Raw genomic sequence first — 20,083 nt, 5'->3', positions numbered from 1 at the left:
CAGCGAAGGCTGTCAAAGTGAAAGAAAGATGCGAGCTTTTCAGCTGTTGGGGCGAAGGCGCGCAATCTCGGCACGGACGAGGATTTCTACCAGAGACGGGAGATGGGCGTCCATCCAGGTTCGGACCATCGCCCGGACTTCTGTTCTTACCATATCTTCAATCGTCATGCCGCTGCCATTGCTGATGACGGTATCCGAAGGAATGGCTTTGTTTCCGGATACACTGAAGGCTGTCTGAAGATCTTTCAGAGAATGCTCGGCCGCTGCGATGGTCTGCGCGCCCATCAGATCATCTGCCGAGGTATTCTCAGCTTCCTTCTGCTCGGGCGATGAGGACGTGAGCGGAGCTGAAACCATCATGGAGGGATCGAGGGTAAGCTCATCTTGAGGTGTGGGCGATGTCATAAGCTGACCCTTCTTATCCTTATTCATTGTATCGTCATGCAGGATCTGACGGATCGAGCGGAGAACGGTTTCAATTGTTTCGTCATCCCGACCCGTTTGTGGGGGCGATTGCGCTGAGGAGGTCATGGGCTGCAGAATTATCCGTGGCTGACAGGAAAGTTTTTAACGCCCGGGCTGGTTGATGGCGTAATCGCTTGTTCCCCACAGCTTGTTCCTGACGGCGTTGTAATAAGCTTTTTCATCATAGAGGGGGACGCCAAGCTTCAGATCTGAGGCAGTCAGCCGGCCAATGGATGCCGCTACAGAGTAGGACGACAACACCAGACTGGAGAGATGCTGCACCAGAGCCTGCTGTGCGGAGAGAAGGGTCTGTTGCTGTTGCAAGACGGCAAGGGTTGTACTGGTACCGACAAGGGCCTGCCGTTCCACACCGTCCAGTGCAATCACGTTTGCTGAAATGGCAACCCGGTCGCTGGCGATGGACTGCTTATAGGCTACCATCTGCTGCCAGCTTGCCGCAGCTTTTTGGAGAGCCTGTCGACGTTGCACATCGACTTCCCTGTGTGCAGCCTGTGTTTGCTGACGTGCGCTCCGAATGGCGGCATATTCAGATCCACCTTGATACAGGGGAATCTGGAAGGCAATGACACCGTATTTATTGTCTGTCAGGGACCGGCTGTACCCTTGGTTGACGGAGTGTTGATAGTTCAGTTCCGCTGAGACCTTCGGCATGATGGCCGAGATCTGAACAGAAACGTTGTCTTTTTGCTGCGCTTCCGCAAAGAGGGCATTGACGACACTGGGGTTGTTCTGAACCGCAAGTGCAACCGCTTCTTTCTCGCTTTTTACCGGCAGATTGAGCGGCTGGGGCGGTTCAAGATTAGGGGCTGCTGCAATTCCGACGATCTGCAGATATGTGGCTTGAGCACTCTGAAGAGTACCTTCTGCCTGCTGCCGTTGTGCAGTCGCACTTGCCAGAGCGGCTTGCGCCTGCGCGACATCCGTGCGGGTGATCTCGCCAACATGAAAACGCTCTTCCGTAGCCTGAAGCTGTTGCTGAAGAACGTGCTCATTGTTGATGGCCAATTGAAGGAGTTGTTCGTCTTCAATGACGCCCACATAAGCACTCACGACATTGGTGAACACTTCCTGTTCTGTTGCGATCAGTTTAGCGCGTTCCGCCATGACCTGATTGGTCGCTGCATGAATGCTGGCGAGGGTTTTTCCGCCCTGATACAGAGGCTGCGCAATGTTGACGCCACCGCTGTAACCGGGAGTTTGATAGCGGTTGTTGCTGCCTAGGGAGCCACCCGTAGCAGCGTAATTTGTCTGACCATTATAGTAGCTCAGATTCATGGTCGTCTGGATTGTGGGGTGCCATCCAGCCATGGCTGTTGGAACTTGCTCGTCCGTTGCGCGAAGGCGCGCACGTTCTTCTCTGAGGGTAGGATTGGTCAGATAGGCGGTGGAAAGGGCTTCCTGCAACGTATGGGGGACAAAATTTGGCGAGCCGCTCCCGTCATATTTCTGAGCAAGAGCGGTGCCGCTCAGGAGGAAGGTCAGAAGACCTAGTCCGAGAGGACCAGTGATTGTCTTTGCGCCGTTGCGTCCTGAAGTCATGAGATATCCTGCCGTCTGAACACTGTATCGCAGCGTTTCGTGAATCAGATCTTAATAGCCTGTTCATTCCAAGAAGAAAAATCATCTTCCTGATTGAAATATCTCTCTTGACCAAAAGCTTCTGAAAGACGATACAGCGCCTGTCTCCCCGAGGTCCGGTGGCAGAATGGTGATGTAGCGGACTGCAAATCCGCGAATGTGGGTTCGATTCCCGCCCGGACCTCCAGGAGACCTTTTCTATCCCCTTGAAAATCTGGATGTTTTGCTCACCCCGTTAGGAGTGAGCTTCTGCATAGGCTGCTGCTGCCCCGAATAGGCCAGGCTGCGGATGTGTGATGATCTTGACTGGCATTTCGCTCATCATAGCCTCAAATCGGCCCTTGGCGACGAAACGCTCCGCAAATCCGGACTCTCCAAGAATGCCGGCGAGACGTAACCCCAGACCGCCCGCAATCACTACGCCCTGTGCACCGTGCGCGAGAGCCAGATCACCAGAAATGGCACCAAGGCTAAGGCAGAATCGTTCGAGAGCGGCAGCGGCAATCGTGTCTGAGCCTTCCATTGCATTTTGCCAGAGGGTCTTGTTGTCCCGCAGGGTAATGGGTAGGCCCTGCTGCTCGGCAATCACTTCATAAAGATTTGTCAGACCTGGCCCGGACACAATGCGTTCGGCCGAGACGCGGCGGAAGCGTTGACGCAGAGCCTTCAGAATTCGGTCTTCTACATCGTCGAGCGGCGGGTAGTCCAAATGGCCACCTTCTGTCTCCATGACAAAATACTTTGAGCCGCGTCGAAGAAGACACGCAGCGCCAAGTCCTGTACCGGGACCAACGATTGTAATGGCGCCTTGGGGGGGGAGATCGATATTCGGTCCGCAGAGATGCTGCATGAAGGAAGAATCAACCTGCGCGACTGCGTGAGCGACAGCACCGAAATCGTTCACAAGAACAAAATTGTCCAGATACAGCCGCTGAGCGAGTTGGGACGGATGGATGATCCATGGATTGTTGGTCATCTTCAGGATTTCGCCTGTGACCGGACAGGCGACGGCAATTCCTGCTTCTTTAGGCATTGGTCGGTCAAGAGAACGACCAAAAGCCTCCCATGCAAGCGCGAGACTGGCGTGTTCGGCGCATTTCAGGGTGACGGCTTCTCCCAGCTCAATGACCTTCCCGTCCTCGATGCTTGCAATCGCGAAACGGGCATGGGTGCCCCCGATGTCGACTGCAACGATTTCCCTCATGACAACTTTCCTCTGGCCTGTCTGGCGGGTTCAATGTGGAAGCAGTCGCTTACCGGCTGCATGACGTCAAGTTAACGAGATACTGCTTTTCCTAATTTGACGCACTCTGTCGCACTTCTGCAGAGCGCAGCAGGCGATGAGCGATGGGACGCGGCACCAGCATTTCCAGTAGTCGAGCAAGTGCAAATGGCCATGGGAACAGGAGATGGGCCCTGCCCTGGCCGATCGCACGGGCGATCATGCGGGCGGCTTTTCGGGAGGAAACGAGGAAAGGTCGCGCGCCTTCCAGGCGCTGGCTCATCGGTGTGTCCACATAGCCGGGAGAGACTAGCGTGATATGGACGTTATGCGGGGTCATAGCTGCGTGAAGGGCGGTGCTGAACCGGGCCAGGCCTGCTTTGGAGCCGCTATAGGCCGTAGCAATGGGCAGATCATGAAATGCCGCTACAGAGCCTATCAGGGCAATGTTCCCTCCTCCCCGTGTGATCATTCTCCGGGCCATTTCGGTCGCCAGTGTGACGGGCGTCGTGAAGTTGACCAGAGAGATTGTCTTTACCTGCTCGGGAAGTTCCGTGAGTTCACCTTCCGGCCGGATGTCGCCCAGGCCCGCAGCGAGAATGAGAATATCGACTGGAGTGGTATCATCGGCCTTGCGAAGGGCCTCAAGGGCTGCCTCAGGGTCGCAGAGGTCCAGCGCCAGAGTTTCTGTTGTCGCCCCGTGTTTGGCCGCCTGTGCGGCGACACGATCTAGGCGCGTCTGATTTCGTCCCCATAGAACAAGATGTGTGCCAGCCCGTGCATAATGAAGCGCAAGGGCTTCTCCGATGCCGCTTGAGGCCCCGGTGATCAGGATGCGGGATTGAAGACCGGGCCGATTGGGCGGTGTCGAAGTCATGGAAGAAAGATCCATATATTGAAAGTCATGGTCGGATTGGTGGTGGAAAGGTATAGCCTTCCCGTGCCAGAAGATGCGACCCCGTGTCTGAACAGCACGCTACCCTTTATTCCGGAACCTGTTTTCCAACCAGAGGTGCAAGGCCCGACCCTATGACATCGCCCGCTCCGCAAGATGATCTAGTAGTCCGTCCAGTTACGACGCGGGCACATCTGAAGCTCTTCATCACCCTGCCCCGTCGTATTTACGCGGGAATGGCGGGATTTGTTCCTTCTCTGGATCTGGAACAGAACGATCTCCTTAACCCCCGTAAAGCGGCGATTTTTCGTCACTCCAGCATCCGTTACTTTCTGGCATGGCGTGGTAACGTCCCGGTAGGACGAATTGCTGCAATTGTAGATCATCGTGCAATCGAGTTCTGGGGCGAGAAAATTGGGTCCTTCGGGGCGCTGGATGCTGTACCGGAAGCGTCTGTTGTGGCTGCTTTGCTGGATGCCGCACGGCATTGGCTGCGGTTGCAGGGTATGGAGCGCGTTCGTGGCCCTGTGACACTGAGCGGAAATGGTGAGTCCGGTCTTATGATTGAGGGGCAGGATCAGCCCCTGATGATTGCGATGCCCTGGCACCCCAAATTGCTTGGTCAACTGGTGGAAGCGGCAGGTTATGAGCGCACGGAAGACCTGCTGAGTTACAAGCTGGATCTGACGGACGACAGCGAATCGATTTTCCGTGTTCCGGGTGATTTAACGATTGGTGAAGGACGTCTTGGGTCGATCTCTCTGACGCGCCTCTCTAAGAAGCAGATTGCGGATCAGGGGGAGGTTCTGCGGACGCTTTATAATGATGCCTGGAGTGGCAAGTACAACTTTGTGCCTCTTCAGGACTATGAAATGAAGGCTATGATTGATCAGCTCAAGCCGTTGCTACGGCCTGAGCATTACGTACAGATCGATCAGGATGGAGAGCCTGTTGCCATGGCTCTGGTTGTCCCAAATCTCTACGATATTGCTGGCGATTTGGGCGGTGATCCTTCACCGTTAGGCTGGGTGAAGCTTGGTGTTCGCCTTGGGCTGCATCGGTTCCACTCTGCGCGCGTGATCCTGTTGGGGGTAACCCGCAAGCTGCACGGGACCATGCTCGGGTCTCTGCTGCCATCTCTGGCGATTTCAGAGCTGCTCCGTCGTGGTCAGTCTCTTCCCTACAAATGGGTCGAGCTTGGGTGGATTCAGGAATCCGATACGCGGATGAAGAATCTTGCAGAAGCCGTCGTGCCGCATCCTTACAAGCGGTATCGCCTCTATGAGCGTGCGATCGAAGGCTGAAGTGCCACAGGCGCTGGTAGTATTCAGAAGTGCTGCCAGCCGCCTTTCAAAAATTGGATGGCCTGCCCGTTCTGATCCAGCACACGCACACCCTTTCCCGAATGCACAGTCCCTATTCTTGTTATGGGTGTGTGGGCTTTCTGACAGATTTCAATCAGGGCGTTTTCCTGCTCAGGTGCACAGGCCAGGAGCAGTTCGTAATCATCCCCCCCTGTCAGCCGTTGCTCCAACCACTCCGGTCCCAACGACTTTGCTTCTGATGACGCTGGCACGGCCTCAGCCAGAACATCAATGGCCACTTCAGATTCTTCAGCAATATGCTGGCAATCCTGGATAAGCCCGTCTGAGACATCCATCGCTGCATGCACGATGCCGTTCAGTGCCAATCCTGTTCTTGGTTGCGGTAATCGATAGCGATCGGCCAGAAACCCTGACGGGTCAGAAATTTTTCCCTGAAGGGTCAACAAGCCGAGAGCGGCGTCTCCTATTGTGCCTGTGACCCATAAGCTGTCGCCCGGCCTGGCGCCATTTCGCCGCAGCGCAGTTCCCTTGTGCAAACGTCCAAACGCTGTAGCCGAGAGAACCAGAGGTCCGGATGTGGAGGTTGTGTCACCTCCGAGAAGTGTCACGCTGTATCGGGCCTGATCCTCTGATAGCCCGGCTACAAAGGCGCCGAACCAGCTATCGTTGTAACGTGAGTTTCGGGGAATGGTGACGTTCAGGGTGTAGGCGTAGGGCGTTGCTCCCATGGCTGCGATATCTGACAGATTGCAGCGCAGGAGCTTTCGTCCGAGCGTTTCCGGCGGATCATCCGACAGGAAATGGACGTTCTCGACCATTGTGTCGGTTGAAATGGCCAGTTCCTGCCCTGGAGGGCAGGAAATCAGGGCGCAGTCGTCTCGAAGGTCAAGGCTTTCCGGGCCTGCGAGGGGCCGGAAGTGTCGGGCGATGAAACTGAATTCGCCCGACATGGATCAGGCGTTGCCTTCACCGCGACGACTCAGGGTATCCAGAATACCATTTACCATCTTGGGTTCGTCACCGAAGAAGAAGCCATGGGCGACGTCCAGATACTCGTTGATGACGATGCGGTCTGGAGTGTCTGTTTCGGTAATCTCAAAAACAGCGGCGCGCAGGAGGCCGCGAAGAACGGGATCAAGGCGGGAAATTGGCCACTGCTCTGGAAGAAGATCGCTCAGTGTGTGGTCAACCTTGTCCTGCTTCAGCGTGACGCCACGGACGATTTCCTGCATCAGAGTCAGGTCGGCGTCGGGAATGTGGCCGTCTTCGAACGAGGCTGTCGGGCTCACACGGCGGTGGCGGAGGAACTGGTTGAGAACGGTTTCCGCATTGTCGCCAGACTGTTCGCACTGGAACAGGGCCTGAACAGCGGCAACGCGGGCGATTGTCCGGCTGCGGCGCGTCGGGTGGCTCGTGGGCGCGTCGGATGCGGTCATGGTGTCTCCTGGGAGTCTTTGGTCGGCAGGGACGCGTGTACGTCCCCGGGAATGGGGTTCATGTCGGCGAGGATCTTCGAGAAAGCCTCGACTTCACGGAAGTCGCGATAGACGCTGGCGAAGCGGACATAAGCCACACCGTCCACCTCACGCAATGCATCCATGGCAAGTTCGCCGATACGATGTGAAGAAATATCCTGTTCCCCGGAGGCTTCAAGCTGTCGGACCAGTCCGTTGACCAGCCGTTCCTGACGCTCCTCCTCAACCGGGCGCTTGCGCAGTGCCACGCGAATGGAGCGTGCGAGCTTGTCCCGATCAAACGGGGCGCGGCGACCATCGGCCTTGATGACAGTCAGTTCCCGGAGCTGAACGCGCTCAACGGTCGTGAAGCGCTGGGTGCAGGCGGAACAGACGCGACGACGGCGGATGGCCGTTCCATCTTCGCTGGACCGGCTGTCCTTCACCTGAGTGTCTTCATGTCCGCAGAAAGGGCAACGCATGGACGGTCCTGATTGTTCGGGCCTTGTGGTGGCCGGGGAATTGGAGGCAGTTTACCGGATCATACGTTCCGACCCAAACGGGCCTGTCTGTTCTTAGGAGACTGTCGTTGAAACGGGTATCTGCCGCTTTTGCTGTCCTGTTGTCGTTTTCTGCGGTTCCGGGCTTTGCCCAGGATGCCGGGGCGCTTCCTGCCGCCCAGCATAACCGCCAGAAAATCGTTGTTTTGGATGGAACGCTCTCGCCCTCGTCACACAATACGTCTTCCGCCAGCGGCTATTTCACGATTCGCAATGACGATGGCGCGGATCATCTGCTGAAAGGGGTGTCGTCTCCGGTCTGCTCCAGCATCACCGCACACCACACCAATCAGGAACAGACTCAGGCAACGAATGATCTGTTTTCCCATCTGTCCCTTCCCCATAATTCGGAAATGATTTTCCCACCCTCAGGGTATCACCTGCTGTGCGGCGGCATCACGAAGCCTTTGCAGCAGGGAGAGAAAATTCCGTTTACCTTCCAGTTCCTCGATGGGGACAGCATTACGATCGGGTTTACGGTCAAGCCCGTATAATCAACTCCGGGAAGTCTCAGGCCATGATCTTGGCCGAGATTTCCTTGATGACGGCCAGAACCGATTCGCCATACCGGTCGAGCTTGGATGTTCCCACGCCTTTGATGCTGGCAAGCTCCTGATGGCTCACCGGATGCTCCCGGGCGATGTCCCGTAGAACAGAGTCGTGGAAAATGACATAAGGCGGGATTTCCTGCTCCCGGGCTTCTGAAAGTCTCCACTGGCGCAGTGCATCGAACACGGTTTTTTCTTCAGCCGACAGACTCTCGTTTTCCTGATTGCTGGACGGTGTGCGGGCGATCAGGCTCTGGCGCGTATCCTGACGCAGCCGAATTCTCTCGTCTCCGCGCAGGATCGGGCGTGCGATGTCTGTTTGAAGAGCCAGACTGCCATGTTCGCCATGGGTGCGGATGGCACCCCGCGCAATCAGTTGCCTGACAACCGCTCGCCACCAGTTTTCCGTCTGATCCTTGCCGATCCCGAACACGGATAAATGCTGATAGGCGTGGCGTTCGATGGTTTCGTTCGTCTTGCCTCGAAGTACGTTCGTCAGTTGAACGGCTCCAAGACGCTGACCGGTACGGTAAATCGCGGACAGGACTTTCTGGGCCGCCTCTGTCCCATCGAAGGTGGAGACAGGCGTGATGCAGTTGTCGCAATGTCCACAGGGCTCTGACAGATTTTCACCAAAACAGGCCAGGAGAGCCTGTGTTCGGCATCCTGTGGTTTCGGTAAGAGCAATCATGCTTTCCAGTCGGGATTGCATGACACGTTTCTCGTTGTCTGGCGCATTGGACTGTTCCAGCCAGTGGCGAGCCCGTGCCATATCCTCACCGCCATACAGCAGAAGTGTATCGGACTTTTCTCCGTCACGCCCTGCCCGCCCAATCTGCTGGTAATAGGCTTCCGGCGAAGACGGCATATCCAGATGGATCACGCAGCGGACGTCTGGCCGGTCAATCCCCATGCCAAACGCAATCGTGGCAACGATCACCATGTCTTCACCAGAGCGAAAGCGCATGAGGGTTGCACGCTTCTCTATGGGAGACAGGCCCGCATGATACGGAAGAGCCGTCAGACCTTTTTCCCGTAGCATGGTTGCCGTGCGCTCGGTCTTGTTCCTGCTGCCGCAGTAGACGATGGCTGCTCCGGTGCGATGGCTTTCCAGCGCTTCGAGCAACTGCTTGCTTTCGCCACCTTTGGGGCGTGCTTCCACAAACAGGTTAGGCCGGTGAAAACTGGCCATCAGAACCCGTGCGTCGGGCATCCCCAGAACATTGAGAATATCATCCCGTGTTCTGGGGTCGGCCGTGGCCGTCAGAGCAATGCGGGGAACATTGGGGAAAAGTTCCGGCAAGGACGCAAGAGCGCGATATTCGGGACGAAATTCATGTCCCCAGGCGGAGACGCAGTGTGCTTCGTCAATTGCGATCAGAGAGATCTGGCGCTTTGACAGGAAATTGCCGGTTCCAGGCTGAAGAAGCCTTTCGGGCGAAATGTAGAGGATGTCGATCTTGTTGTTTCGCAGATCGTCGCGCAGGATTTCCCGCTCTTCTGTCTCCAGTTCCGAATGGAGAGCGGCTGCACGAATACCAAGTTGACGAAGACCTGCGACCTGATCGTCCATCAAGGCGATCAGGGGGGAAACAACGATGCCCATGCCATTTCGGCACAGGGCTGGAACCTGATAGCAGAGACTTTTTCCGCCACCGGTCGGCATGAGAACGAGAACGTCCTCACCGCGCATAACGGTTTCTACGGCTTCTCCCTGAAGACCGCGGAAACCGGAAAACCCGAACACATCCGACAGGACCTGTTCGGGATTACGGCCCGGACTGGGCGTAGGGTTCAGAGATCCCTCCGTCACTCCGGACGCCGGATCACTGGTTCGGATTGATGGTGATGGAGACGCGGCGCAGTGCAACGTGTGAGGCGTCAATCGTTGTTTCCGGCTCTGGACGGATTTCAATTTTCGCGCCGTTTATACCATCATTGGCGAGCTGGGTGGCGACGGCCTGTGCACGGCTGTCAGCCAGTTCCTTCAGAACTGCCGGGTCGCCATTCATGCCAGCGGAACCTGCCACACGAATGGTCTTTGCGTTTTCGTTGCGTGCAGCCGTTGCAGCCTTCGTGACGACAGCCTGGGCAACAGGGCTGAGGGTCACGGAGTCACGGTCAAAGAACACGACATAGCTGTCGCGGGAGGGCTGCTCCGCGCAGCCAGCCAGGGCGGCGGTCAGGACGAGAGCCGGAGCCGCAAGACGGATGGAAGAAAGAATACGAACCATGGCGTAACGTCCTGAAAGAAAGGATTGAGGCCTCTAGGTGCCTTGTCGGCAAAGGCTGGTCAACCTGCGCTTGAAACAACGTGTCCGTTCTCGAGACGCCAGATTCGGTCCAGCTTCTCAACGCCTGTCAGGCGGTGGGCGATCAGTAGCACGCTTCGACCATCTCCAACATTGTTCAGGGTTTCCAGAAAGGCTTTTTCTGTGTCTGCGTCCAGGCCGGTGGCTGGTTCGTCCAGAATAAGCACGGGAGCGTCCGAAAGCAGGACGCGGGCGAGTGCAATACGTCGCCCCTGCCCGCCAGAAAGCTTGGAACCACTTTCGCCAATCCATGTGTCGAGACCATCCGGAAGGTTCCGAACCGTATCTGCGATTTTCGCGTGCTCCAGGGCGGTCCACAGCGCATCTTCGGAGAGATCCGTGCGGCCGAGAAGCAGATTATCGCGGATGGTGTCATCAAAAAGATGACTGGACTGGGAGAGCCACGCGACTTGAGAACGCAGGGTTTCGTTCTGAAGTGTTGCGATATCTGTTCCGCCCAGCAGAATCTTGCCTTTTTCTGGAGCGATGACCTTGAGGAGCAGAGCGGCGAGGCTCGACTTTCCGGCGCCTGAAGGGCCAATCAGAGCAGCGCGTTCCCCTTCACGAAGAGTGAGTGTCAGATCCTGAAAAACGGGTGCCCGGTCGGGCGTCCAGCGGAAGGTCACATTCTCTACGCGGATGTCATGACGGGCCGGCAGGGCTGCTGTTCCTTCAGGAACTTGAGAGCCACGCTCGGCCACTTCCATGATACGTTCTGCCGCGTGTGAGACCTGTCCGTACAGGAGGCCTGCGCGGGACAGGCCTGTGACGCCATCCAGAGCTGTAATGGCGACAAACAGGGCTGCAATACCGACAACTGGTGCGGATTGCTGAAAGATCAGGCCAGCGACGGCGCACAGGATAACTGCGATTCCGGCCTTTGCGATCAGGCCTGCCAGCCCGTTTGTCAGTGCCATACGAAGCGCCTGACGCTGTTGCGCGGCAAATAGAGCATCCTGACGCTGTGTTACGGCGTTTGCCAGCACGTCTTCAGCACCAAAAGCTCTTGCTTCCCGTAAGCCGGAAGCGAGATCCAGGGCTGCTACTCGGAGGTCCGCATCTGCATGAAGAATGTTGGGGCCGAATTTTCTTGACAGGCGCGCAGCGATCCAAGGCAGGACGAATGCCAGAATGGCAAATACTCCTCCTGTGATCAGGCCGGGCAATACGCCTGTTTTCAGCCAGACAATGGTTGCGACAGGAAGTGTCAGAATGGCTGCTGCCAGTGGAATCAGGATGCGAAGATAAAGATTGTCCAGCGTCTGCACATCAGACACCAGCCGCGACAGGAGATCGCCTGACCTCTGGAAGCCGAGACCTGCTGCTGCCCCTCCAGCCAATCGGCGGTAAAACCACACACGTAGATCAGACAGCGCGCGGAACATGGCGTCGTGTGTGTAGAGCCGTTCAAAATAACGGAGAACGATCTGGGAGGAGCCAGCGATCTGCAGCAGCATTGATCCAGCGGCGACACCGACAGCCGCTGCGGCGACGCGGCTTCCTGCCTGTCCCATTAGAAGCAGGCCGGAGCACACAGCCAGTTCTGCGATAATGCCACCGGTTATCAGGCGGCCATAATTTGGCTTCCAGATCTGGATGACGCGGGAAAGAGCTGTTCCATTTTTGGGATGCTCGGACTGAAAAGAGGCGCTCATGCGGCTTCCTCCGTGTAGGAGATGGCGTGCCCTTTGTTCAGAACGAGGTGTCGTCCATGGAATTGTCGAGCCTGTGCGGAGTGCGTACAGAGAACAACTGTTCGTCCCTGCGCCAATGTGTGAAGGCTTTCCAGAATTTCAGCTTCTGTTATCGGGTCAAGGTGCGACGTAGGTTCGTCCAGAAGCAGGATCGGTGCGTTTTTGAGGAATGCCCGCGCGATGGCAATACGCTGCGCCTGCCCCCCGGAGAGACCGAAGCCTCCCTCACCGATACGTGTTTCAAGTCCTTCCGGAAGCATGGAGAGATAATGGTCCACCGCTGCAGCAGAAATCGCTGCATTCAGTTCCTGTTCAGAAGCTTCAGGTCTGGCAAAGAGAATATTTTCTCTGATCGTGCCAGCAAATAGAACAGGTTTCTGTCCAATCCAGCTGATCTGTGCAGAGATTTGACGGGGCGTCATGTTGGCCATGTTCTGGCTGCCGAGGAAGATCGACCCTTCGGATGGGGCAACAAAGCCAAGAAGCAGCTCAAGGAGCGTTGATTTTCCTGATCCGGATGGGCCTTCCAGGATCAGTGTTTCACCAGCGGGAAGATCAAAGCTGACGTCGTGAATGACGGGGCCGCGTTCTTCGGTCCATGCGAAAGAAAGGTTTTCTGTCATAATCGCCAGGCCGGCTGGTGCGTCTGTGGCAGAACAATCCACAACATGGCTTTCTTCCGGCATGGGAGCGAGTGCATGCATGGCTTCTGCTGCGGCTGACGCATGGGCTCTGTCCTGATAAGCCGCAGAAAGAGCACGGAAAGACGCGAACGCTTCTGGCACCAACAGGATTGCATAAAGAGCGCGGGTCAGGGTCAGTTCCGGCGTCGAACTGCTGAGACTATGGCTCTGTGTGATGACAATCAGTACGAGAGCGACAACCATAGCCACATCTGTCGTTGCAGATGCGAGGAAAGCGATGCGGAGTACTTTCATTGTCCGTAGACGCAGATCATCGGCACTGTTGGCCAATGCCTGTGTCTCACGCTCCGTACCCCCCGACAGAACAATGGTTGCAATTCCTTTGACGCGGTCCAGAAATCGCGTCTGAAGGCGGGTCATGGCCAAAAACTGCTTGCGGGACGCGACGGCTGTAGCGATGCCGAAGATAGCCTGGAAAACAGGCAAAGTGGCGCAACAGATCGCAAGAAGAACGCCCGCTTGATGATTTTGCCAAAAGACAGCCGCAACCACGATCCATTGAGAAACCAGCCAAAGGGCTGAAGCAGGCAGCCAGCGTGCAAAATACCCGTCCAAAGCTTCTACGCGATCGACCAGAGTTGAGGCGATGACGGAGCTGTGTTGACGGCGAAGAAGAGCGGGCCCTTCCCCAAGAATACGCGCAAGAATTTCCGAGCGTAACCGACGACGCGCAGAAAGGCTTGAGCGTGAGGCCATGACCTCCTGAATAACACCCAGTCCTATTCGAAGCAGACTGGCCAGTAGAAACATTCCGATCGCTGGTGCTGCACCGGCGGAGTGGGATGTCAGGATGGAAGCAAGTGTCCGGGCTAGAGCCCATGCCTGCAGAAGACCCAGCAGGGTCGAGAGCAGTCCGAGGATCACTACGATGGAAGTGCTGGAACGGCTGGCTCGTCCCTGCGCCTTGATCCACGCTTTTGCGATTGTTTTATCGGCCTTCATGATCCCTGCATATAGGTCGCAAAATTGCTGTAAGACAGCCTTCGACGCATTTCTTGCAGCTTATTTAGATTTTTATGCCCATTTTCAGGAGTCGGAACTCCGGTACGCCTTACGAGATGGGCGAATCGTCTCTGTTGATTGCCTGCTGCGCGATGGCGACCGCGGTCGGCACGGGATCAGCGGGAACAAACTTTAGATTATACCAGGTGCCACCATCATTGTTGATCAACAGGTCTGCGTTGATTTGTCGCGCAAAGCCACGGATCAACTGAATGCCTATGCCTTCGCGCCGCGTGCGGGACTCGGAGGCGCGGGCGGCGTCCAGGCCAATCCCGTTATCTCCAAGTTCAAGTTCAACGAGCCCTTCTTTTTCCGGAGGAGGATTGGGGACGCGACGAAGCGAAATGCTGATAGCGCCTGATCGGTTTCCAGGAAATGCATACCGAAGAGCATTGCTGACGACTTCTGTGACAATCAGTGCCACCGGGACTGCCTGATCCGGTGAGATCAGAACATGCTCAATGTCCAGCTTCAGCCGAATACGAGTCTGCGTATTCATGTTGTGAGCAGAGAACAGGATGGAACATAATTCTTCGAGGAAGCTCTGAACGTCGAGCGCCGATAAGCCATTCTCTGAATAAAGATAGCGATGAAGGGTGGCGAGCGCTCTGACCCTGTCCCGCACAAGTCTGAATTCCTCGCGGGCTTCATGGGAACGGATACGACTTGCCTGTAGATTCAGCAGGGACGCAATGACCTGAAGATTGTTTTTAACGCGATGGTGGATTTCCCGAATCAGCATATCCTGATGATGGGCGGATTTTTCCAGTTCCTGCTCATGACGTGTCAGGCGACGTGTTGCGCGGAGAAACGCACGTTCAAGATGGCGTATTTCCAGCGGGATCGAGCGGTTGATCCGGGGGTCAAACGGGGCCCCCCTCCTCCATTCTGCGACGGCAAGAGCAAGGCGTTCCAGAGGCTCTACAAGAAAGGTCCGGGCTGCAAGGGCAACGGCGATCAATTCCAGTGCTAGCAGTCCTGCAATTAACCCCACCCGAATAAGGAAGATATTAAGAGCTCTGCTTTCTTCATGTGTGCGCTCGGTGGCGACAAGGAGGCTGACGGGGCCATATGCATTCTGAAGAACATAAGTCGTGCCTTTGATCGTAAAAGCATCGTGCAAGGCATGTCTTGTAAAGTCTGCTTTAAGGCGCTCGTGAACTGCTGCAGGAAGTTCAGGGATGTCGGGATGATCAGGGAAAAGCGAAAAGATCGCTTGATCCCCCATCAATAGAAGATGACGGGCATTGTCATTGACGCCCAGAAGAAGTCGGCCATCTCCCATTGGCAGGTGGCTTCTTTGCCATCCAAGCGTTCGTACCGCTACGATATAACCGGTAATGGCGCCCTGATTCATCAGTGGGACAACGAAGCGGATGAGTGGGCCGCGTTTGCCCTTCAGAACGTCTACGCCAATATTGGGCCGATGAGCGCCGTCATAAAGAATAGGAAGCAGTTCGCTCGAAGTGCAGATTGCCGGGTCTTGAGATGACGGTGGTGGTAGAACCACGACAGGGCGACCGTCTGCATCCGTAAGAACCAGTGAACAATAGTGATGCTGGGAGATGGTTTGTACGAGAGCAAATTCCCTAAGAGCATTGTCAGGGGAGATGTTTCCCTCTGCGAGCATATCCAGAGCGGTATGGGTCTGGTCCATATCGCTGGATAGTTCAGAGAGGGCGGTTTGGGCGTCTTTCTCGGTGCGAGAAAGCGCATTCCCTACATTTTCCTGATAATTATGCCAGGCAAGCAGTCCCGCAATGGTGGCCAGTGGCAAAGTTGTTGCGACAATGAGTGCCATGACACGGGCACTGACAGTGTCTAGCATTCTCACACTGCGAAAAATCATTCTGCGGTAAGGAATGATCAGGCCCCTTGAGACCGCCGACCCGATATCTCAGGTCGGGCTAGAGATTTTTTCACTTGTTGCGGTCTTCTTCGATAAGCTTGAGGAGCTCGTCAGGAATAGGTTCGTTCGCAACATCGTCAAAGAGCTGATGAAGTCCGCGGCTCAGCCAGATACCAAAAGGAGAATCGTTCTCTTCAACTTTTGGTTTTCCGGATGAGGATTGGGACTTGTCTCCTCCGGTCATTTTATAGTCCTGAGCCTCTCTGTGACAAAGGAGAACAGTCGCTTCTGTCCCTGCGGGCTGCCTGCCGTCGGTCGACCTTATCAGAAGCCGATGAATGAGGCAGCGACGGAATGTTTACAAAATACAGCAGACCTGCCGCAATTGCCTTAATTCCGAAATGGACGATTTTTTAACGTCCGTGCAAGGCTAAAAGTTCATATCCGCTCAGGAAAGAAACAAATCATCTGCAGACTTGCCGTCGCGATGGCGGGCATCAATCGCTTCACGCAGCGCTTTTACCTTGACGCGGAGCTTGTCGTTGCTGGGCATTTCTCCCGTCATCCATGCTTCAAGCTGACGACGTGCGCGGAAAACGCGACTTTTTGCTGTACCAACGGCGCAGTCCGTAGCTTCTGCCAGAGCTTCATAGCTCATACCCTGAATAACAACCATGACGAGCGCTTCCCTCTGGTCAGCCGGAAGGCGCGACAGAGCAAGAGAAAGGTCTTTCAATGCAAGACTGTCTTCATGTGTGGCCGGACTTGCAAAGTTGGATGCTGGCACATCGTCGATATCCGTTGTCTCACGGCGTTTGCGCAGATCGGAGATGAAGCGATTGCGAAGGATACGATGCATCCAGGCAGAAAAATTGGTGCCGGGTATAAAGCTGTTCTGGGCGGCAAGAGCATTGCACACAGCATCCTGAACCAGATCTTCTGCTGCTGCGCGGTTGCGGGTCAGGGAAAGGGCCTGAACGCGAAGCTTCGGAAGAATGGCAATAACCTGGTCATGGAACGTCATGGGAAATACTCCTGATTTCGTCCTGTTTCATGGGATCAATGAACGGAACTTCAGGATCGTTGCATTCAGATGGAAAATTTTTCTATTTTTCTTGGGAATTGTTTTTTAACAATGAGTTACGCTTAATTTTCGAGTGAACTGTCTGTTGTTAGAGCCGCTAACTGGCTTCTGGCGCGAGACACCCTTGCTTTCATGGTGCCGGCAGGAACATTGCAAATACAGGCTGCATCTTCATATGAAAGCTCCTGCGCGCCGACCAGGATGATGGCTTCCCGCAGAAGGTCTGGCAGTTTCCAAAGAATTTCCCCGAGATCTGTGATGGCATCTCTTGCGCTTTGCATTGAAGGAGCTTCGGAAGAGACGGGCATATCGAGTTCGAAATCCTGCATGATCTCCTGTTCGCGGGAAAAACGCCTGCGTTGCTCGTAAAAGGCATTTCTCTGAATTGTGAACAGCCACGCCTTGAGCGTGGTTCCTGTTTCGAACTGAGTCTGGGCTGCGAGAGCCCGCACGACCGTATCTTGCACAAGATCATCCGCTGCCGTCGCATCGCGGGTTAAAAAACGCGCAAAACCGCGAAGGTCGGGTAGTGTTTTGAGGAGTTCCTGATGGAAGGAAGATCCTCTTCTCTCCTGCGGAGCCGGTATCGTGCCGGAAACAGGGTTTGTCAGAGGACTGTCCTTCCAAAGGAACATGTGAGGTGCGACCGGATAACGAACACTAGGCGCGTCATGCTGGTCGTGTCATGATTAATCAATTGCCGCAAACGGATAGCTCTTCATAAGGTTTCCGTGCGACCATTCTGCAAGAGGCCAAGAACTCATGACTGACACGGCACGTCAGGAACTTATCGCGGCGCTGCCTTATGCCCGTCGTTTTGCTCGTGCGCTGGCCGGGGATCAGGCGCACGGAGATCGTCTGGTTGCCAGCGCTCTGAAAGATTTACTGGCTGAAGGAGAAGCAGATCTCCCTGCCCGATTGGCTCTCTATGGTAAGCTTGTGCAGGAATTTTCTCACAAGTCTGCCTCGCAGGCCGGTATGACGTTAACCCAGAGAGCCTTGTTGCTTCTGACGTCTCTGGAGGAGCAGTCACTGGCTTCTGCTGCGCGTGCATTGTCCATTTCTGAAGACGAGGCAGCAAGTGAACTTGGAGTTGCCCGTCAGGCTTTGCAGGGGATTGCCCAGACATCAGTGCTCATCATTGAGGATGAGCCCATAATTGCGATGGATATTCAGGATCTCGTTGAACGGTGTGGTCACAAGATTGCTGGCGTAGCTCATACAGAGGCCGATGCGGTCAAATTGGCCGCCGAGACAAAGCCAGGCCTGATACTTGCCGATATCAATCTGGGTGGCGGTGGAGACGGTATGCACGCTGTAGGTCGTATCCTTAAGACGCACGAAACACCTGTTATTTTTGTAACGGCCTATCCCGAGCGTCTTTTGACCGGGGAAGCGCACGAGCCTTCCTTCGTGATTACGAAGCCGTTTGAGCCGTTGGCTCTGGCTGTTGCGACGTATCAGGCCGTAACAGGTGGCGTAGAGCCGGTTTGAGTTGAAAACAGGAATTGGGAGCCTTGCGGGCTGACGTCTCCTGCGACACATAGGAGGCATGTCGGCACCTATCCTCCTTCTCCAGAATATTACCTACACTCTTGGCGGGCGCCCGCTCCTTGATGGAGCGGAGCTTGGCGTCTTGCCGGGGGAACGTATCTGCCTTGTTGGGCGGAACGGCTCGGGCAAATCCACGCTCCTCAAAATAGCAGCGGGTGATATCGTCGCTGACGACGGAACGCGTTTCGTTCAGCCGGGGGTGAAGGTCCATTATCTGGCCCAGGAGCCGGATCTCTCTGCCTATCCTTCTACATTTCATTATGTCGCTGACGGTCTGGACGATACGGAGCATTATCGTGCCCGCGCCATGCTGTCCGAACTTGGTATGACAGGTGACGAAGGCTGCGAGCGGCTTTCAGGCGGTGAAGTGCGTCGTTGTGCGCTTGCCCGGGCGCTGGCGGCTGAGCCGGACCTGTTGCTTTTGGATGAACCGACCAACCATCTTGATCTGCCAACAATCACATGGCTCGAAAAAGAGCTGGCTGCGTCCCGCTGTGCCATGATTGTCATCAGCCATGACCGTCGTCTTCTGGAAACGCTGTCTCGCAGTGTGGTCTGGCTTGAGCAGGGTAAGACGCGCCGTCTGGACCAAGGATTTTCTCGCTATGAAACCTGGCGAGACGAGGTTCTGGAGCAGGAAGAGCGCGATGCTCACAAGTTGGATCGTCAGATCGCCCGTGAAGAAGACTGGATGCGATATGGTGTAACGGCTCGGCGAAAGCGGAACGTGCGCCGTGTGGCGGAACTCGCGACATTGAGAAACAACCGTCGGGAAATGGCTTCGCGCGGCACTGGTACGCTTCGGATGGCTGCTACTGAGGCCGACGGAGCTGGAAAAATCACGATTGGCGCCGAGAAGCTAGGGTGGTCTTATGACGACCGGCAGATCGTCAAAAATCTTGATCTCAAGATACTTCGTGGGGACCGACTTGGACTGGTCGGGGCAAACGGTGCTGGCAAGACGACACTTATTCGACTGCTGACGGGGCGAATGGCTCCTCAGGAAGGCTCGGTCTATATCGGGCCGTCTGTTGCCATGGTGACGCTGGATCAGCAGCGTGAAAGTCTGGATCCCGCTAAAACGCTTTCTGATACCCTGACGGGCGGAAGCGGCGATATGGTCCAGGTCGGGACTGAGAAGCGGCATGTTATTGGATACATGAAAGACTTCATGTTCCGGCCCGAGCAGGCTCGTACGCCTGTTGGCAAGTTGTCGGGGGGAGAACGCGGCCGTTTGGCCCTTGCTTGCGCTTTGGCCAAACCTTCCAGTCTCATGGTGCTGGATGAGCCAACCAACGATCTCGATCTTGAGACGCTTGATCTGTTGCAGGAGATGCTGGCTGATTATGCGGGTACAGTTCTGCTCGTCAGCCATGACCGTGATTTTCTGGACCGGGTGGCGGGCTCCGTTCTGGTGTCAGAAGGGGATGGTCATTGGATTGAGTATGCAGGCGGGTATTCTGACATGCTGGTTCAACGACGTGGCGAAGCCCCCACAGAGAGAAATGTTGACGAGAAGGCGTTCGTTAATCCTGAGACTAAAAATGTCGTAAAATCAGAAAAGAAGCAGACAAAGCTCAGTTATAACGACAAGCGGGCACTTGATCTTCTTCCCGGAAAAATGGCCAAGCTGGAGAAAGAGATCGTTACGTATAGAGAAGCTCTGGCTGATCCTGCTCTTTATACGCGTGACCCTGCCAAATTTGCGAAAATCAGCGATGCTCTTCATGCCGCAGAAAATGCTCTGACAGAAGCTGAAGAGCAGTGGCTGGAGCTGGAGGTCAAGAAGGAAGAGTTACAATCTCAATGAGTTGCT

At 55.5% G+C, this 20,083-nt stretch carries 19 protein-coding genes and 1 tRNA gene; 5 read left to right on the top strand and 15 right to left on the bottom strand.

Going from position 1 to position 20,083, the window contains the following annotated elements; translation table 11 throughout:
• Window positions 1-39: 39 nt before the first annotated feature.
• On the bottom strand, window positions 40-531 hold the full coding sequence (locus J4P41_RS03715; RefSeq protein ID WP_023942528.1) for a DUF2497 domain-containing protein: 492 nt from the start codon (window positions 529-531) through the stop codon (window positions 40-42).
• A 36-nt stretch (window positions 532-567) separates the two neighbouring features.
• Complete coding sequence (locus J4P41_RS03710; protein ID WP_023942526.1) at window positions 568-2,025, bottom strand: TolC family outer membrane protein; 1,458 nt, start codon at window positions 2,023-2,025, stop codon at window positions 568-570.
• Between the two features lie 152 nt (window positions 2,026-2,177).
• Here J4P41_RS03710 and J4P41_RS03705 point away from each other — a divergent pair.
• Window positions 2,178-2,251, top strand: a tRNA-Cys gene (locus tag J4P41_RS03705).
• 48 nt (window positions 2,252-2,299) lie between these two features.
• Here the strand turns inward: J4P41_RS03705 and glk are convergent.
• On the bottom strand, window positions 2,300-3,268 hold the full coding sequence (gene glk, locus J4P41_RS03700) for a glucokinase (protein WP_426066157.1): 969 nt from the start codon (window positions 3,266-3,268) through the stop codon (window positions 2,300-2,302).
• Window positions 3,269-3,359: 91 nt separating this feature from the next.
• The gene (locus J4P41_RS03695) at window positions 3,360-4,163 is read right to left on the bottom strand and encodes an SDR family NAD(P)-dependent oxidoreductase (RefSeq protein WP_023942522.1); all 804 of its coding nucleotides are present in this window, start codon (window positions 4,161-4,163) and stop codon (window positions 3,360-3,362) included.
• Window positions 4,164-4,315: 152 nt separating this feature from the next.
• Between J4P41_RS03695 and J4P41_RS03690 the strand changes: the two genes are divergently transcribed.
• On the top strand, window positions 4,316-5,485 hold the full coding sequence (locus tag J4P41_RS03690; RefSeq protein WP_062503087.1) for a hypothetical protein: 1,170 nt from the start codon (window positions 4,316-4,318) through the stop codon (window positions 5,483-5,485).
• A gap of 23 nt (window positions 5,486-5,508) precedes the next feature.
• On the opposite strand, the gene thiL is transcribed toward J4P41_RS03690, so the two are convergent.
• Genes thiL through nrdR form a run of 3 tightly spaced genes read right to left on the bottom strand, consistent with a single transcriptional unit; the run spans window position 5,509 to window position 7,442 of the window.
• A complete protein-coding gene (thiL, locus tag J4P41_RS03685) occupies window positions 5,509-6,456 on the bottom strand; it encodes a thiamine-phosphate kinase (RefSeq protein WP_426066156.1) in 948 nt (315 codons plus the stop codon).
• A 3-nt stretch (window positions 6,457-6,459) separates the two neighbouring features.
• The gene (gene nusB / locus J4P41_RS03680; protein ID WP_010501611.1) at window positions 6,460-6,942 is read right to left on the bottom strand and encodes a transcription antitermination factor NusB; all 483 of its coding nucleotides are present in this window, start codon (window positions 6,940-6,942) and stop codon (window positions 6,460-6,462) included.
• Window positions 6,939-7,442: a transcriptional regulator NrdR gene (gene nrdR, locus J4P41_RS03675; protein WP_426066155.1), complete on the bottom strand. Its 504-nt coding sequence runs from the start codon at window positions 7,440-7,442 to the stop codon at window positions 6,939-6,941. Before nrdR ends, nusB begins: the two co-directional genes overlap by 4 nt.
• A gap of 107 nt (window positions 7,443-7,549) precedes the next feature.
• Between nrdR and J4P41_RS03670 the strand changes: the two genes are divergently transcribed.
• On the top strand, window positions 7,550-8,014 hold the full coding sequence (locus J4P41_RS03670) for a copper chaperone PCu(A)C (RefSeq protein ID WP_211568719.1): 465 nt from the start codon (window positions 7,550-7,552) through the stop codon (window positions 8,012-8,014).
• Between the two features lie 16 nt (window positions 8,015-8,030).
• On the opposite strand, the gene recQ is transcribed toward J4P41_RS03670, so the two are convergent.
• The 8 genes from recQ to J4P41_RS03630 all read right to left on the bottom strand — a co-directional run bounded on the left by recQ (window position 8,031) and on the right by J4P41_RS03630 (window position 17,348).
• Window positions 8,031-9,881, bottom strand: a complete 1,851-nt coding sequence (gene recQ / locus J4P41_RS03665) for a DNA helicase RecQ (protein WP_426066154.1) — start codon at window positions 9,879-9,881, stop codon at window positions 8,031-8,033.
• A 13-nt stretch (window positions 9,882-9,894) separates the two neighbouring features.
• A complete protein-coding gene (locus J4P41_RS03660; protein WP_426066153.1) occupies window positions 9,895-10,302 on the bottom strand; it encodes an OmpA family protein in 408 nt (135 codons plus the stop codon).
• Window positions 10,303-10,361: 59 nt separating this feature from the next.
• A complete protein-coding gene (cydC, locus tag J4P41_RS03655) occupies window positions 10,362-12,035 on the bottom strand; it encodes a thiol reductant ABC exporter subunit CydC (protein ID WP_426066152.1) in 1,674 nt (557 codons plus the stop codon).
• A complete protein-coding gene (gene cydD / locus J4P41_RS03650) occupies window positions 12,032-13,720 on the bottom strand; it encodes a thiol reductant ABC exporter subunit CydD (protein WP_426066151.1) in 1,689 nt (562 codons plus the stop codon). The genes cydC and cydD overlap by 4 nt, the downstream gene beginning before the upstream one ends.
• Window positions 13,721-13,829: 109 nt before the next feature.
• Complete coding sequence (locus tag J4P41_RS03645; RefSeq protein WP_426066150.1) at window positions 13,830-15,608, bottom strand: sensor histidine kinase; 1,779 nt, start codon at window positions 15,606-15,608, stop codon at window positions 13,830-13,832.
• Window positions 15,609-15,699: 91 nt separating this feature from the next.
• The gene (locus J4P41_RS03640) at window positions 15,700-15,873 is read right to left on the bottom strand and encodes a NepR family anti-sigma factor (protein ID WP_023942497.1); all 174 of its coding nucleotides are present in this window, start codon (window positions 15,871-15,873) and stop codon (window positions 15,700-15,702) included.
• Between the two features lie 204 nt (window positions 15,874-16,077).
• Complete coding sequence (locus J4P41_RS03635; RefSeq protein WP_023942495.1) at window positions 16,078-16,653, bottom strand: sigma-70 family RNA polymerase sigma factor; 576 nt, start codon at window positions 16,651-16,653, stop codon at window positions 16,078-16,080.
• A 122-nt stretch (window positions 16,654-16,775) separates the two neighbouring features.
• Window positions 16,776-17,348: a sigma-70 family RNA polymerase sigma factor gene (locus J4P41_RS03630; protein WP_426066149.1), complete on the bottom strand. Its 573-nt coding sequence runs from the start codon at window positions 17,346-17,348 to the stop codon at window positions 16,776-16,778.
• A gap of 127 nt (window positions 17,349-17,475) precedes the next feature.
• On the opposite strand from J4P41_RS03630, the gene J4P41_RS03625 reads away from it, so the two are divergent.
• Together J4P41_RS03625 and J4P41_RS03620 are read left to right on the top strand one after the other, a co-directional pair.
• Window positions 17,476-18,207, top strand: a complete 732-nt coding sequence (locus tag J4P41_RS03625) for a response regulator (RefSeq protein ID WP_426066148.1) — start codon at window positions 17,476-17,478, stop codon at window positions 18,205-18,207.
• Window positions 18,208-18,265: 58 nt separating this feature from the next.
• Window positions 18,266-20,077: an ABC-F family ATP-binding cassette domain-containing protein gene (locus tag J4P41_RS03620; RefSeq protein ID WP_426066147.1), complete on the top strand. Its 1,812-nt coding sequence runs from the start codon at window positions 18,266-18,268 to the stop codon at window positions 20,075-20,077.
• Window positions 20,078-20,083: the final 6 nt, after the last annotated feature.

It is taken from the genome of Gluconobacter sp. NFX36, assembly GCF_049887835.1.
In the GTDB taxonomy this organism is placed as follows: domain Bacteria; phylum Pseudomonadota; class Alphaproteobacteria; order Acetobacterales; family Acetobacteraceae; genus Gluconobacter; species Gluconobacter japonicus_A.
This window is presented reverse-complemented; position numbering and strand designations above follow the sequence as displayed.